Genomic DNA, 15,158 nt, shown 5'->3' with positions numbered 1-15,158 from the left:
CGTGGTGTCGTAACCCGTCCGTAGACTGGGCCCGTGAGTGAGCCGAGCGACCAGAGCGACGACCAGTTCGACGACATCGTCGACACCGAGACCCAGCGCGACCCCGACCTGGCGGTGATCGAGGCCGGCAGCCGCACCCTGCGCACGCAGGGCGGCGTGCCCCAGGGTGACCCCGTGCCCGGCCGCCCGGAGGACCCGGAGGTCGACAAGGCGCTGCGCGAGGTCGAGACCGAGCTGTCCACCCGCTGGGGCGAGACCAAGCTGGAGCCCTCGGTCACCCGGATCGCGGCCCTGATGGACGTCCTCGGCGACCCGCAGCGCGCGTACCCCTCGATCCACATCACCGGAACCAACGGCAAGACGTCGACGGCCCGCATGATCGAGGCCCTGCTCGGCGCCTTCGAGCTGCGCACCGGGCGGTACACGTCGCCGCACGTGCAGACCATCACCGAGCGGATCAGCCTGGACGGCGCGCCGATCTCCGCCGAGCGCTTCGTCGAGACGTACGAGGACGTCAAGCCGTACGTGGAGCTGGTCGACGCCCGCGAGGAATACCGGCTCTCCTTCTTCGAGGTCCTCACCGGAATGGCGTACGCGGCCTTCGCCGACGCCCCGGTCGACGCGGCCGTCGTCGAGGTCGGCATGGGCGGCACCTGGGACGCGACGAACGTCATCGACGCCTCCGTCGCCGTCGTCACCCCGATCGACCTGGACCACACCGACCGGCTCGGCGGCACGACCGCCGAGATCGCCACCGAGAAGTCCGGGATCATCAAGCAGGGCGCGACCGTGATCCTGGCCCAGCAGCCGGTGGACGCGGCGCAGGTCCTGCTGAAGAAGGCCGTCGAGGCGGACGCCACCGTCGCCCGCGAGGGCATGGAGTTCGGCATCGTCTCCCGCGAGGTCGCGGTCGGCGGCCAGCTGCTCACCCTGCGCGGCCTGGGCGGCGAGTACGACAACATCTTCCTGCCGCTGCACGGCGCCTACCAGGCGCACAACGCGGTGGTGGCGCTGGCGGCGGTCGAGGCCTTCTTCGGGATCGGCGCGGAGCACGCGCGGACCCTCGACCTCGACACGGTCCGGCAGGCCTTCGCACAGGTGGCCTCGCCCGGCCGGCTGGAGATCGTCCGCTCCTCCCCGACGGTCATCCTGGACGCCGCGCACAACCCGCACGGCGCACGGGCGACGGCGGAGGGCGTCAGTGAGGCCTTCGGCTTCTCACGGCTCATCGGCGTGGTCTCCACGAGCGGCGACAAGGACGCCAGGGGTCTCCTGGAGGCCTTCGAGCCGATCTTCGCGGAGGTCGTCGTCACGGCGAACTCCAACCCCCGGGCCACCGACGTGGACGCGCTCGCCGCGATCGCGGTCGAGGTCTTCGGCGACGACCGGGTCGTCGTCGAGCCGCGGCTGCCCGACGCCATCGAGGCGGCCATCACCCTCGCCGAGGAAGAGGCCGAGTACGGCGGCGCGGGTGTCCTCGTGACCGGTTCGATCTTCACGGTCGGCGACGCCCGGCTGCTGCTGCGAAGGGGCTGAACCCGATGCGTACGCTCTGTTCCTCGACGCTCATCGGCGAGTTCTTCGTGATCGGCTTCGCCGGTCTCGTCGCCATGAAGGACGACAGCCTCGCGATGTCCACCGTCTGGTGGGTCTGCGGCGTCGCGATGGTCATCTCGGTGCTGCTCTGTGGGATGGTCACCCGCCCCGGCGGCGTGCAGCTCGGCTGGGCCCTGCAGATCGGCCTGATCCTCAGCGGCTTCGTCGTGCCGACGATGTTCTTCCTCGGGGCGGTTTTCGCCGGTCTGTGGTGGGCCTCCGTTCACTATGGGCGACGGATCGACGACATCAAGGCACGGTGGGCCGAGGCCCAGGCCGCAGGGGCCTCGGCAGGGCCTGACGCTGCGTAATCGAGGGGCGTGCGGGACCTGTAGCCTCGGAGGTCCCGCACACCGCTTTTCCGAAGGAGTTCCCCCGTGAGCCAGCGCACGCTCGTCCTGCTCAAGCCCGACGCCGTCCGCCGTGGCCTGGTCGGCGAGATCATCGGCCGTATCGAGCGCAAGGCCGGCTGGACCCTGGCGGCCCTGGAACTGCGCGAGCTGGACCAGGAGACCCTGGAGCAGCACTACGGCGAGCACAAGGGCAAGCCCTTCTACGAGCCGCTGATGGGCTTCATGTCCTCCGGCCCGGTCGTCGCGCTCGTCGTCGAGGGTGAGCGGGTCATCGAGGGCGTCCGCCAGCTGGCCGGTCCGACCGACCCGATCGCCGCCGCGCCCGGCTCGATCCGCGGCGACTTCGGCACCATCGTCCGGGAGAACCTGATCCACGCCTCCGACTCGGAGGAGTCGGCCCTGCGCGAGCTGAAGATCTTCTTCCCCGGTCTCGTCTGAGCCGACCCGACGTCGCTGACTCGGCGTCAGCCGAACGCAGCAGCCTGTGGGGCGACCGAAGGAATTCGGTCGCCCCCAGGCATATGAACGCCGATCCCGGGAACGGATCGCCGCGTCCTACCGTCACCTGTACAGAGGTGGACCACCGCGCGGTATCCGGGCGGGCGGCACTACGATGGAAAACTCCACGCCGCACCACCTTCAGCCACCCACTTCAGCCACCGTTTCGCCTGCCTGAGAAGCCGTCAACGCTCGCTGGGGAAGGCCCGAAGCATCCTCATGGGAAACAAGGGGAACTCAATGTCGTTCATCGGCCGTGACATGGCTATCGACCTCGGGACTGCCAACACGCTGGTGTACGTCAGGGGGCGTGGCATCGTCCTCAACGAGCCGTCCGTCGTCGCGATCAACACCAACACCGGCGGCATCCTCGCGGTGGGCGCCGAGGCGAAGAAGATGATCGGCCGGACCCCCGGCAACATCGTCGCCGTCCGGCCCCTGAAGGACGGCGTGATCGCCGACTTCGAGATCACCGAGCGGATGCTCCGCTACTTCATCCTCAAGATCCACAAGCGTCGCTACCTGGCCCGCCCCCGGGTCGTCGTCTGCGTGCCCTCCGGCATCACCGGAGTGGAGCGCCGCGCCGTCATCGAGGCCTCGACGCAGGCCGGCGCCCGCCAGGTGCACATCATCGAGGAGCCCATGGCGGCGGCCATCGGCTCGGGCCTCCCGGTCCACGAGGCCACCGGCAACATGGTCGTGGACATCGGCGGCGGCACCACCGAGGTCGCCGTCATCTCCCTCGGAGGAATCGTCACGGCACAGTCGATCCGGGTGGCCGGCGACGAGCTGGACAGCGCGATCATCCAGCACATCAAGAAGGAGTACTCGCTCCTCCTCGGTGAGCGGACCGCCGAGCAGATCAAGATCACCATCGGCTCCGCGTACGACCTCGACAAGGACGAGCACACCGAGATCCGCGGCCGCGACCTCGTCTCCGGTCTGCCCAAGACCGTGGTCATCTCGGCCGCCGAGGTCCGCAAGGCCATCGAGGAGCCGGTCAACGCGATCGTCGACGCGGTGAAGACCACCCTCGACAAGTGCCCGCCGGAGCTCTCGGGTGACGTCATGGACCGCGGCATCGTTCTCACGGGTGGTGGCGCCCTGCTGCGCGGCCTGGACGAGCGTCTCCGCCGCGAGACCGGCATGCCGATCCACATCGCCGAGGACCCGCTGGACTCGGTGGTGCTCGGCTCCGGCAAGTGCGTGGAGGAGTTCGAGGCCCTCCAGCAGGTGCTGGACGCCCAGCCGCGCCGCTAGCACCACCCGAACGGCCCACCGCACAGCCGCTTCACCCGCACAGCCGAACAACCGAACCACGAGGAAAGGCACGGCCGCCGCACGTGAGGGACACACGAGAGAGCCGGCTGCTCCTGGTGCTGCTGATCGCCATCGCGTTCGCACTGATCACGGTGGACATCCGAGGCGGCCAGGAGTCACCCGTCGACGGTGCCCGACAGGCCGCAGCGGCGGTCTTCGGGCCGGTCGAGAACGGTGTGGCGGCCGCCGTCGATCCCATCGGCAACGCCATAGGCGCGGTCCGGGACTCCGGCGAGCGGCACACCCGGATCGCCGCCCTGGAGAAGGAGAACGCCGAGCTCAAGGCGGAGCTCGGCAGCGACGACCGCAACCGCAACCGGCTGCGCGAGCTCGACTCCATGCTGAAGACCGCCGGCGCCGGGCAGTACGGCATCAAGGGCGCGCAGGTCATCGCCATAGGAGCGGCCCAGGGCTTCTCCTGGACCGTCACGATCGACGTCGGCGCCCGCGACGGCATCCAGCGGGACATGACCGTGCTCAACGGCTCCGGGCTCGTCGGCCGCGTCACCACCGTCGGCCCGTCGACCTCCACGGTCCTCCTCGCCAACGACCCCGACTTCACCGTCGGTACGCGCATGGAGAAGTCCGACGAACTCGGCTTCGCCACCGGCCAGGGCGACCGCCCGCTGCTCGTGCAGCTCCTCAACGGCAAGGCCAAGGTGAAGCCCGGCGACCGGCTCGTCACCTTCGGCTCGCGCGCCGACAAGCCCTTCGTGCCCGGCGTCCCGGTCGGCGAGGTCGTCCGCGTCGACCCCGCGGGCGGCGGCCTGACCCGCAACATCTACGTCCGCCCGTACGTCGGCTTCACCAAGCTCGACATCGTCGGCGTGGTCGTCCAGGCCCCCCGCTCCGACCCGCGCGACACGGTCCTGCCGCAGAAGCCCAAGCCCGCGCCGACCGTCACCGTCACGGTCACGCCGCCGCCACCGGACGGACAGCAGGCCGCCGACGGACAGCAGCCGAACGCCGACCGGCAGAACCAGCAGGGCCAGGACCAGGGGGACGCGACACCGTGAAGTTCAACCGGATCCTCCTCTCCGCCACCCTGATCGTGGTGGCCCTGGTCGTGCAGGTCTCCGTCCTCGCCCGCCTCCAGCTCCCCGGCGCCGTGCCCGACCTGGTGCTGCTCACCGTCGTCGGCCTCGCCCTGGTCTACGGACCCGTCAGCGGCTCCCTCATCGGCTTCACCGCCGGCCTCCTCGCCGACCTGGCCCCGCCCGCCGACCACGCCGCCGGCCGCTACGCGCTCGTGCTCTGCGTCATCGGCTACCTGGTCGGCCTGGCCCGCCCGGAGAACGGCCGGCTGACCTCGGCGACCGGCCCCATGGCCGTCGTCGTCGCGGCCGCCGTCGGCTCCACCCTGCTGTACGCGGGGGTGGGCGCCCTCGTCGGCGACACCGCCGCCCGCCATGTCGGCCTGGGATCCCTGCTCTTCACCGCGGCCGTGTACGACCTGCTCCTCGCGCCCTTCACGGTGCCGCTCATCATGGCGCTGGCCAGACGCGCGGAGAACGACCCGCTCGCCGACGCCGGCGGGGGCAACGGCGCCGACGTCGCCTCCGGCTGGCTGTCCTCCGGCACCGGCCTGAGGATCGGGAACCAGCGCGGCGGCCTGCGCGTGAAGGCCGCCCGGGGCCGCGCCTCACGGGCCGGACGCATCAAGGGAGTCAAGCGACTGTGACCGAGGGGGCACCGGCGGTATGAGCAACATCCCCGAGACAGGGCGGACCCCCCGGGTCCAGATCCGGCTCGTCGTCATCCAGATCCTCGTCTTCTCGCTGCTGCTGACCCTGGGGGGCCGGCTCTGGTACCTCCAGATCCGCAACGGCAAGGAGTACACGGACGAGGCGAAGAACAACCACGTCCAGCAGGTCGTGCAGCCCGCCGTGCGCGGCTCCGTCCTCGACGCCCGCGGCGTCCCGCTCGCCGACAACGAGACCCGGCTCGTGGTCTCCGCGTCCCGCACCGAGCTGATGAAGATGAAGGACGACGGCAAGGCCGTCCTGACCCGGCTCGCCGACGTCCTCGACATGAAGCCCGACGAGGTCATCAACAAGATCCGGCTCTGCGACTCCAAGACCCCGAAGCCCTGCTGGAACGGTTCGCCGTACCAGCCGATCCCGGTCACCGACGAGGCCACCACCCAGCAGGCCCTCCAGATCCGCGAGCGCGCCGAGGACTTCCCCGGCATCACCGCCGAACCCACCGCCGTACGCCGCTACCCGGCCCCCGGCGAGTCCCGCACCTCGCAGGTCCTCGGCTACCTCTCGCCGGTCACGGACACGGAGATCGAGAAGGCCAAGGACACCGACTCGCCGTTCCTCCGCTCCGACCAGGTCGGCCGCTCCGGCCTGGAGCGCACGTACGACAAGGAGCTGCGCGGCAAGGCGGGTGTCACCCGCTACGAGGTCGACAACCTCGGCCGGGTCATCGGCCAGGCCAAGAACGACCCCGCCGTGCCCGGCGCCAACGTCGTCACCTCCATCGACGCCCGCGTGCAGGCGGTCGCCGAGTGGGAGCTGCACAACGCGATGGTGGAGGCCCGCAAGGTCCACGACAAGAACACCAGCGAGAACTACAAGGCCGACTCCGGCGCCGTCGTCGTCATGGAGACGAAGACCGGCCGGATCGTCGCCATGGCCTCGCAGCCCGACTACGACCCCAACGCCTGGGTCGGCGGCATCTCGGCCAAGGACTACGCGGCCCTCACCGGCAAGGACTCCAACTTCCCGCTCCTCAACCGGGCCATCCAGGGCCAGGCCGCCCCCGGCTCGATCTTCAAGGTCGTCCCGACCACCGCCGCCGTCAACGCCGGATACGACTTCAACGGCCGCTACCCGTGCCCGTCCTCGTACTCCATCGGCGGCCAGGTCTTCAAGAACTTCGAGTCCCAGGGGCACGGCTCCATCACCCTCGGCCAGGCCCTCGAAGTCTCCTGCGACACCGTCTTCTACGCCCTCTCCCACCAGCAGTGGCTGAACGACGGCGGCATGAAGCCGAAGAAGGACGCCAAGGACTGGTTCTACAAGACGGCCCATCAGTTCGGCCTCGGCGCCGAGACCGGCATCGACCTCCCCAACGAGGTCACCGGCCGCGTCCCCGACCGGAAGTGGAAGCAGGACTTCTGGACGGCCAACAAGGACTACTGGTGCAAGATCGGCAAGCGCGGCGGTACCTACGTGCAGCAGCTCTCCTACGAGAACTGCCTCGAAGGCAACCTCATGCGCGCCGGTGACTCGGTCAACTACTCCATCGGGCAGGGTGACACCCTCGTCACCCCGATCCAGATGGCCACCATCTACGCGGCCATCGCCAACGGCGGCACCCTCTGGAACCCGACCGTCGGCAAGGCGATCGTCAGCCCCGACGGCAAGAAGGTCACCGAGATCAAGCCCAAGTCCCACGGCAAGCTCCCCATGGACGCCAAGACGCAGGCGTTGATAGAGGAAGCGCTCGCGGGAGTCGCCACCCGCGGTACGGCCGCCTGGCGATTCGGCGGCTGGCCGCAGGACAAGATCCCGATGCACGCCAAGACGGGTACCGCCGAGGTCTACGGCAAGCAGACGACCTCCTGGTTCGCCACGTACACCAAGGACTACGCGATCATCATGACGATCGCCCAGGGTGGTACCGGCTCCGGCGCCTCCGGCCCCGCCGTGCGCAACATCTACGACGCGCTCTACGGACTCGACGACGCCGGCAATCAGGACCTCAAGCGGGCCCTGCTGCCGCAGCCCCAGAAGGCTCTCCCGAAGATCGAGGCCGACGGCTCCATCGACGCTCCGAAGATCAAGCCGTACGACCCGGAGATCGGGAAGATCGACCCGAACGCGCCCCTGAACGCGCCGGCCGGCACCCCCCAGACCGACCCGACCGACCCGGCCGCCCCGGCGGACCCGGCAGACCCGGACCAGGCCGACCCCGACAAGCCGGACCAGCAGGAACTCGCGGGCCCGCCCGCCGCCTGGCGGAGGGACTGAACCGATGACCTCACCCCACGGCTTCTCCGTCTCCCGTTACGCCCCCGAGCGCGGCACGCTCGCCAAGCTCGCCGCCCGGGACTCGGTGGTCCGCCGGCTCGACTGGCCGATCCTGCTCTCCGCGCTCGCGCTCTCCTTCATCGGCGCACTGCTCGTCTGGTCCGCCACCCGCGGCCGCACCGAACTCAACAACGGCGACCCGTACTACTTCCTCTTCCGGCACGTGCTCAACACCGGAATCGGCGTCGCCCTGATGATCGGCACGATCTGGCTCGGCCACCGCACCCTGCGCGGCGCGGTCCCGGTCCTCTACGGCCTCTCGGTCGTGCTGATCCTCGCCGTCCTCACCCCGCTCGGCGCCACCATCAACGGCGCCCACGCGTGGATCGTCGTCGGCGGCGGCTTCTCGCTCCAGCCCAGCGAGTTCGTGAAGATCACGATCATCCTGGTGATGGCGATGCTGCTGGCCGCGAAGGTCGACGCCGGCGACCAGCTCCACCCCGACCACCGCACCGTCGCCAAGGCCCTCACCCTGGCCGCGCTCCCGATGGGCATCGTCATGCTGATGCCCGACCTCGGCTCGGTCATGGTCATGGCGGTCATCGTGCTCGGCGTGCTGCTCGCCTCCGGCGCCTCCAACCGCTGGGTCCTCGGACTGATCGGCGCGGGCATCGGAGGCGCGGTCCTCGTCACCGCGCTCGGCATGCTCGACGAGTACCAGATCAACCGCTTCGCGGCCTTCGCCAACCCCGACCTCGACCCGGCCGGCGTCGGCTACAACACCAACCAGGCCCGTATCGCGATCGGCTCCGGCGGCCTCCTCGGCGCGGGACTCTTCAAGGGCTCCCAGACCACCGGCCAGTTCGTGCCGGAGCAGCAGACCGACTTCGTCTTCACGGTCGCGGGGGAGGAGCTGGGCTTCGTCGGCGCCGGCCTGATCCTCGTGCTCCTCGGCGTCGTCCTCTGGCGCGCCTGCCGGATCGCCCGCGAGACCACCGAGCTCTACGGCACGGTCGTCGCGGCCGGGATCATCGCCTGGTTCGCCTTCCAGGCCTTCGAGAACATCGGCATGACCCTCGGCATCATGCCGGTCGCGGGCCTGCCGCTGCCGTTCGTCTCGTACGGCGGCTCGTCGATGTTCGCGGTGTGGGTGGCGATCGGACTGCTCCAGTCGATCAGGGTGCAGCGGCCCATGACCGCGTAGGCGGTTTCCGGCCGGAACCGAGGCGTACTCCCGCAGCGTTCACTTCCCGTCTAGATTCGATTCATGGCGGACACGAAGCGCGAGATCGAGCGGAAGTACGAAGCCACTCCCCGGACCGGCCTCCCGGACCTGACCCGGGCGGCCGGGGTGGCCTCGGTCACCGACGAGGGCGTCACCGAACTCGACGCCGTCTACTACGACACCCCCGGCCTCCGGCTCGCCGCGGACGCACTCACCCTGCGCCGCCGCACCGGCGGCGAGGACGCCGGCTGGCACCTGAAGTTCCCCGTCGCCTCCGGCATCCGCGACGAGATCAGAGCCCCGCTCTCGGACACGCTCCCGCGTTCCCTGGCGGGGCTCCTGCGTTCCCGGGTCCGGGACGGCGAGGTCGTCCCCGTCGTCCGCCTCCGCTCCTCCCGGGACGTCCGCCACCTCCGCGACGGCGACGGCACCCTCCTCGCGGAACTGTCCGTGGACACCGTCCACGCCGAGGGCCTCACGAGCGGCGGCCAGGCCGCCTGGACCGAGATCGAGGTCGAGCTCGCCGACGACACCGACCCGGCGATCCTCGACGCCGTCGAGAAGCGCCTCAGGAAGGCCGGCATAAGGCCCTCGGACTCGCCCTCCAAACTGTCGCGCGCCCTGGCCGAGACGGGCGTGGAGCCCGACGCGGCCCCGGTCACCCCCGGGACGCCCGGCACCGCGGCGGCCGCCGTCCTCGGCTACGTACGCGAACACGTCGAGGCGATCGTCGCCCACGACCCCGCCGTACGACGCGACCTGCCCGACGCCGTCCACCAACTGCGCGTCTCCTGCCGCCGGCTGCGCAGCGCCTTCAAGACGTACGGCCGCGTCCTCGACCGGGAGGTCACCGACCCCGTCGGCGAGGAGCTGAAATGGCTCGCCGGAGAGCTGGGCGTCGCCCGCGACCAGGAGGTCCTCGACGAACGGCTGCGCGCCCGCCTCACCGACCTGCCCCGCACCCTCGTCCTCGGCCCCGTCAAGGCCAGGCTGCGCCGCCGGGACGCCGCCCACGGCAGGAGCGCCCGCCGCCAGGCCCTCGCCGCCCTCGACTCCGCCCGCTACCTCGCCCTCCTCGACAGGCTCGACGCGCTCCTCGCCGACCCGCCGCTGCGCAAGGACGCCGCACTCGACGCCCGGCAGGTCCTCGCCCGCGCCGTCCGCAAGGACCACGACCGCCTCGCCGGCCGGATTCACCACGCCCTCTCCCTCGACCCCGGCGACGAGCGCGACCTCGCCCTCCACGAGGCCCGCAAGGCCGCCAAGCGCGCCCGCTACGCGGCCGAGGCCGCCGAGCCGACCCTCGGGAAGCCCGCGAAACGGCTGTCGAGACGAGTGAAGGACGTCCAGACCCTGCTCGGCGAACACCAGGACGCCGTCGTCGCCCGCGGGGCCCTGCGGGAGCTCGCGATCATCGCCCACGGGGCCGGAGAATCGGCCTTCACCTGGGGACTTCTGTACGGACGCGAGGAGGCCGCCGCCGACGCGGCCGAGCGCGGACTCCCCGAGGTCTGGGCCCGGGCCTCGGCCCCGGTGCTCACCGCGTCTCTGACCCGCTGAGCACCGGGGTACGCTTGAGAGTCGCCCCCCTGCCAGCTCACGAAGGTTCGAGATGTCTGCTGCCGAGTCTGTCTTCCCGCAGCTCGAAGCTCTGCTCCCGCACGTGCAGAAGCCGATTCAGTACGTCGGTGGAGAGCTGAACTCCACGGTCAAGCCGTGGGAGTCCGCCGATGTCCGCTGGGCGCTGATGTACCCGGACGCGTACGAGGTCGGTCTGCCCAACCAGGGCGTCATGATCCTGTACGAGGTGCTCAACGAGCGCGAGGGAGTCCTCGCCGAGCGCACCTACAGCGTCTGGCCGGACCTCGAAGAGCTGATGCGGGAGCACAAGGTCCCGCAGTTCACGGTCGACAGCCACCGCCCCGTCGGCGCGTTCGACGTCTTCGGCCTGAGCTTCTCCACCGAGCTCGGCTACACGAACATGCTCACCGCCCTCGACCTGGCGGGCATCCCGCTGGAGTCGAAGGACCGGACCGTCGACCACCCGATCGTGCTCGCGGGCGGCCACGCGGCCTTCAACCCCGAGCCGATCGCGGACTTCATCGACGCGGCGATCATCGGCGACGGCGAGCAGGCCGTCCTCGACATGACCGAGATCATCCGCGCCTGGAAGGCCGAGGGCCGGCCGGGCGGCCGCGAGGAGGTCCTCTTCCGCCTCGCGAAGACCGGCTCGGTGTACATCCCGCGGTTCTACGACGTGGAGTACCTGCCGGACGGCCGCATCGGCCGGGTCGTGCCCAACAGGTCCGGTGTGCCGTGGCGCGTCTCCAAGCACACCGTCATGGACCTCGACGAGTGGCCGTACCCCAAGCAGCCCCTCGTGCCGCTCGCGGAGACCGTCCACGAGCGCATGTCCGTCGAGATCTTCCGCGGCTGCACCCGCGGCTGCCGCTTCTGCCAGGCCGGCATGATCACGCGCCCCGTGCGGGAGCGAAGCATCACCGGCATCGGCGAGATGGTCGAGAAGGGTCTCAAGGCGACGGGCTTCGAGGAGGTCGGCCTCCTCTCGCTGTCCTCCGCGGACCACTCCGAGATCGGTGAGATCGCCAAGGGCCTCGCCGACCGGTACACGGAGGACAAGGTGGGCCTGTCCCTCCCGTCCACCCGTGTCGACGCCTTCAACGTGGACCTGGCCAACGAGCTGACCAGGAACGGGCGCCGTTCCGGCCTCACCTTCGCCCCCGAGGGCGGCTCCGAGCGCATGCGCAAGGTCATCAACAAGATGGTCTCGGAGGAGGACCTGATCCGGACCGTCTCCACCGCGTACGGCAACGGCTGGCGCCAGGTGAAGCTGTACTTCATGGTCGGCCTGCCGACGGAGACCGACGAGGACGTCCTCCAGATCGCCGACATGGCGATGAACGTGATCGCCGAGGGCCGCAAGGTCTCCGGCCAGAACGACATCCGCTGCACCGTCTCCATCGGCGGTTTCGTCCCCAAGCCGCACACCCCGTTCCAGTGGGCCCCGCAGCTGTCGGCCGAGGCGACGGACGAGCGGCTGCGCAAGCTCCGCGACAAGATCCGCGACGACAAGAAGTACGGCCGCTCGATCGGCTTCCGCTACCACGACGGCAAGCCCGGCATCGTCGAGGGCCTGCTCTCCCGCGGCGACCGCCGCATCGGCGCGGTCATCCGCGCGGTGTACGAGGACGGCGGCCGCTTCGACGGCTGGCGCGAGCACTTCTCGTACGACCGCTGGATGGCCTGCGCCGAGAAGACGCTGCCGGAGATGGGCGTCGACGTCGCCTGGTACACGACCCGCGAGCGCACCTACGAGGAGGTCCTGCCCTGGGACCACCTGGACTCCGGTCTCGACAAGGACTGGCTCTGGGAGGACTGGCAGGACTCGCTCGACGAGACCGAGGTCGAGGACTGCCGCTGGACCCCGTGCTTCGACTGCGGCGTCTGCCCGCAGATGGACACCCACATCCAGATCGGCCCCACCGGCAAGAAGCTGCTGCCGCTGTCGGTCGTGAAGTAGTCGCCGAAACCACGAAGAGGCGCCCGGGGCAATCGCCCCGGGCGCCTCTTCGTGCGTGGATCCGGTGGATCTAGTGGTCGACCCGTGCCACGGCGAGCTCGTCCTCGTCCGCCCGCCGCGGCGGCAGCGCGGCGGCGGCCTCGGCCAGACGCGGCGACGGGGCCGGGGTGCGCTCGGCCACGGGGACCACGAGCGGCCGCGGCCGCTCCTCGCCGAGGAAGACCCGGCGGACGACCCGCTCGGCGGCGAAGCCGTCGTCCCACGAGCAGAACCGCTCACGGAAGGCCTGCCGCAGGGTGGCGGCCTGCCCGCCCTCCCAGGCGCCGCCGCGGAAGGCCTCGATCAGCTCGTCCTCGGTGGTGGTGATCACACCGGGGGTGTCACCGGGCTCGCCGGAGAGCAGGTCGAAGGTCACACCACGGCAGGTCCGGTACATCTCCCAGTCGTCGGCGTACGTCACGATCGGCCGGTCGAGGTTGGCGTAGTCGAACATGATCGACGAGTAGTCGGTGATCAGCGCGTCCGCCGCCAGGCAGAGCTCCTCCACCGACGGGTGCCGCGACACGTCGACGAGCGCGCCGCGCTCGGCGAGGAGGTTCAGCTCCGGGTCGCCGCCGTAGAAGTAGTGGGCGCGGACCAGCAGGACGTAGTCCGGGCCGAGTTCACGCGCGAAGCGGGCGAAGTCGAGGCGCGGGACGAAGGAGTCCTTCTGGTGGTCGCGCACGGTGGGCGCGTACAGGATCGCCTTCTTGCCGTGCCCGATGCCGAGTTCGCCGCGGATCCGGCGCACGTCCGCGGCGGTGGCGCGGTAGTAGACGTCGTTGCGCGGGTAGCCGGTGTTCAGGGTCCGGAAGGCGGCCGGGTAGACCCGCTCCCAGTGCTCGGTGGAGTGCTGGTTCGACGAGACGCTCCAGTCCCAGCGGTCCACCCGCTCAAGGAGCTTGTCGAAGTCCATGCTGCGGGCGACGGCCGGGTAGCCCTGCTGGTCCAGGCCCATCCGCTTGAGCGGGGTGCCGTGGTGGGTCTGCAGATGGATCTGGCCGGGGCGCTTGATCACGGCGTCCGGGAAGTTCACGTTGTTGACCAGGTACTTGGCCCGGGCCAGCGCCTTCCAGTAGCCGAAGGTGGCCGGGGCGATCCGCTTCAGGCCGGGCGGTGTACTGCCGGCGTGCTCCTTGTTCACGACCCACACCCCGCGGACGCCGGGCGCGAGCTTCCTGGCGGCCTCGTGCACGGCGAGCGGGTTGCAGCTGGGCGTGCGGCCCCAGTACGCCGAGTACACGGCGAGGTTGTCGTCGACGGGGAGGCGGCGCTGCACGGCGTAGTAGGTGCGCAGGGCCTTGCGGCTGCCCCAGCGCTTGGACTTGCCGAGGACGCCGAAGGCCGTCTCGCGGGTGCCGTTGACCGTCTTGAGGGCTTCGAAGGCGGCGTACGAGCCGGTCCGCAGCACCTTGAACTTCAGGCCGATCATGCCGGGCGGCGGGGTGTAGCCCGCGGGCTCGTTCCGGCGGTAGGTCTTGCCGGCCTGCTTCAGGTAGGCGCGCCGGTGGCTGCGGGGTATTCGGAAGCCGCGGGCGAAGGTGAACAGGAAGTGGGAGACCATCCGCTCGAAGACGAGCTCGCGGTACGCGTCGAGGCCGGGCCGGCCTTCGAGGTAGTCGAAGACCCGCTGGTACTGGTCGAAGATCACGAAGTGCTTGCGCGGGGAGCTGCTGCGCATCGAGCTGCCCTGGCGGCGCTGGCGGTACTCGACGACCACGTACTCCAGGCCCGCGACGCGCTCGGCGGCGGCCATGGTCGTGTAGACCATGAGCGCGTCCTCGTACAGGCCGTCGGTGAACGTGTAGCCCTCGCCGGTGAAGAAGTCACGGCGGTAGACGCGGTTCCAGACGACGGCGAAGATCCGCAGCAGTTCGAGCTGGTCGACGGGGCGGACCACCCGGTCGCGGATGTCGGCCAGGTACGGGCCGGTCTTGCTGGCCTCGACGCTGCCGTCCACATGGGTGCGGACGTGGTCGAACAGGAGGATCTCGGGGTCCTGGGCCTCGTCGAGGCGGTCGGCCATGGCCTGCAGGGAGCCGGGGCGGATCGAGTCGTCGCCGTCGATGAAGAGCAGGTAGTCGCCGCGGGCGTGCTCGACGCCGGTGTTGCGGGCGGCGCCGATGCCGCCGTTCTCGGCGCGGTGGACGGCGCGCACCCGCGGGTCGCGGGCGGCGAACTCGTCGATGACGGCGCCGCTGCTGTCGAGGGAGCAGTCGTCGACCGCGATGACCTCGAAGTTCTCGTACCCCTGCGACGTCACGGATTCGAGGCACTCACGGATGTAGCCCTCGACCCCGTAGACAGGGATGATCACGCTGAATCTGGGGGTAGCTGCAGCCGTCATGCCTTGTTGTCTCCTCAGTCGAACCGCTCAAATGAAGTATGACAGGAGCGCTTCCGCGCCCCGGAGGCCGCGGGCGCCCACGGCCCGGGTGCTCCCGCCCACGTCACGGCCGTTTTCGCCCCCCGAGGGGCGGTCCGTCCGTTCGGTGATCGGGCGACGGATGGGTGATGTCGGACACAACGGCAGGAAAACGCCTGTGGTACGGATCGTCTATTCTGGAGTGCTGCGGCGGCCGGGGAGGTCGCCGCAGAGTCGTATA

General features: G+C 70.3%; 11 protein-coding genes. 10 read left to right on the top strand and 1 reads right to left on the bottom strand.

All coding sequences use genetic code 11. From position 1 onward, the window contains the following. The first annotated feature begins 33 nt into the window (after positions 1 to 33). The 10 genes from OG514_RS06730 (at position 34) to OG514_RS06685 (ending at position 12,513) form a co-directional block, all read left to right on the top strand. The gene (locus OG514_RS06730; protein WP_266891872.1) at positions 34 to 1,536 is read left to right on the top strand and encodes a folylpolyglutamate synthase/dihydrofolate synthase family protein; all 1,503 of its coding nucleotides are present in this window, start codon (positions 34 to 36) and stop codon (positions 1,534 to 1,536) included. Positions 1,537 to 1,541: 5 nt separating this feature from the next. Then, entirely contained in the window at positions 1,542 to 1,907 is a 366-nt protein-coding gene (locus OG514_RS06725; protein ID WP_030317602.1) for a DUF4233 domain-containing protein, read from the top strand. Positions 1,908 to 1,973: 66 nt separating this feature from the next. After that, positions 1,974 to 2,387, top strand: a complete 414-nt coding sequence (ndk, locus tag OG514_RS06720; RefSeq protein WP_121830245.1) for a nucleoside-diphosphate kinase — start codon at positions 1,974 to 1,976, stop codon at positions 2,385 to 2,387. A 300-nt stretch (positions 2,388 to 2,687) separates the two neighbouring features. After that, positions 2,688 to 3,707: a rod shape-determining protein gene (locus OG514_RS06715; protein WP_266891865.1), complete on the top strand. Its 1,020-nt coding sequence runs from the start codon at positions 2,688 to 2,690 to the stop codon at positions 3,705 to 3,707. Between the two features lie 83 nt (positions 3,708 to 3,790). Next, positions 3,791 to 4,783 carry a rod shape-determining protein MreC gene (mreC, locus tag OG514_RS06710; RefSeq protein WP_266891863.1) on the top strand — a complete coding sequence of 331 codons (993 nt, stop codon included), beginning with the start codon at positions 3,791 to 3,793 and terminating at the stop codon, positions 4,781 to 4,783. Continuing rightward, entirely contained in the window at positions 4,780 to 5,448 is a 669-nt protein-coding gene (mreD, locus tag OG514_RS06705; protein ID WP_266891861.1) for a rod shape-determining protein MreD, read from the top strand. Before mreC ends, mreD begins: the two co-directional genes overlap by 4 nt. 19 nt (positions 5,449 to 5,467) lie before the next feature. Beyond that, positions 5,468 to 7,747, top strand: a complete 2,280-nt coding sequence (gene mrdA / locus OG514_RS06700; protein ID WP_266891859.1) for a penicillin-binding protein 2 — start codon at positions 5,468 to 5,470, stop codon at positions 7,745 to 7,747. Positions 7,748 to 7,751: 4 nt separating this feature from the next. Beyond that, positions 7,752 to 8,951, top strand: a complete 1,200-nt coding sequence (gene rodA / locus OG514_RS06695) for a rod shape-determining protein RodA (protein WP_266891857.1) — start codon at positions 7,752 to 7,754, stop codon at positions 8,949 to 8,951. A gap of 63 nt (positions 8,952 to 9,014) precedes the next feature. Continuing rightward, positions 9,015 to 10,532, top strand: a complete 1,518-nt coding sequence (locus tag OG514_RS06690; RefSeq protein WP_266891856.1) for a CYTH and CHAD domain-containing protein — start codon at positions 9,015 to 9,017, stop codon at positions 10,530 to 10,532. A 52-nt stretch (positions 10,533 to 10,584) separates the two neighbouring features. Continuing rightward, positions 10,585 to 12,513 carry a TIGR03960 family B12-binding radical SAM protein gene (locus OG514_RS06685; protein ID WP_266891854.1) on the top strand — a complete coding sequence of 643 codons (1,929 nt, stop codon included), beginning with the start codon at positions 10,585 to 10,587 and terminating at the stop codon, positions 12,511 to 12,513. Positions 12,514 to 12,583: 70 nt separating this feature from the next. On the opposite strand, the gene OG514_RS06680 is transcribed toward OG514_RS06685, so the two are convergent. Further along, a complete protein-coding gene (locus OG514_RS06680) occupies positions 12,584 to 14,899 on the bottom strand; it encodes a bifunctional glycosyltransferase family 2 protein/CDP-glycerol:glycerophosphate glycerophosphotransferase (protein ID WP_266891852.1) in 2,316 nt (771 codons plus the stop codon). Positions 14,900 to 15,158 lie beyond the last annotated feature (259 nt).

The sequence above is a fragment of the Streptomyces sp. NBC_00572 genome, from assembly GCF_026341815.1.
In the GTDB taxonomy this organism is placed as follows: domain Bacteria; phylum Actinomycetota; class Actinomycetes; order Streptomycetales; family Streptomycetaceae; genus Streptomyces.
This window is presented reverse-complemented; position numbering and strand designations above follow the sequence as displayed.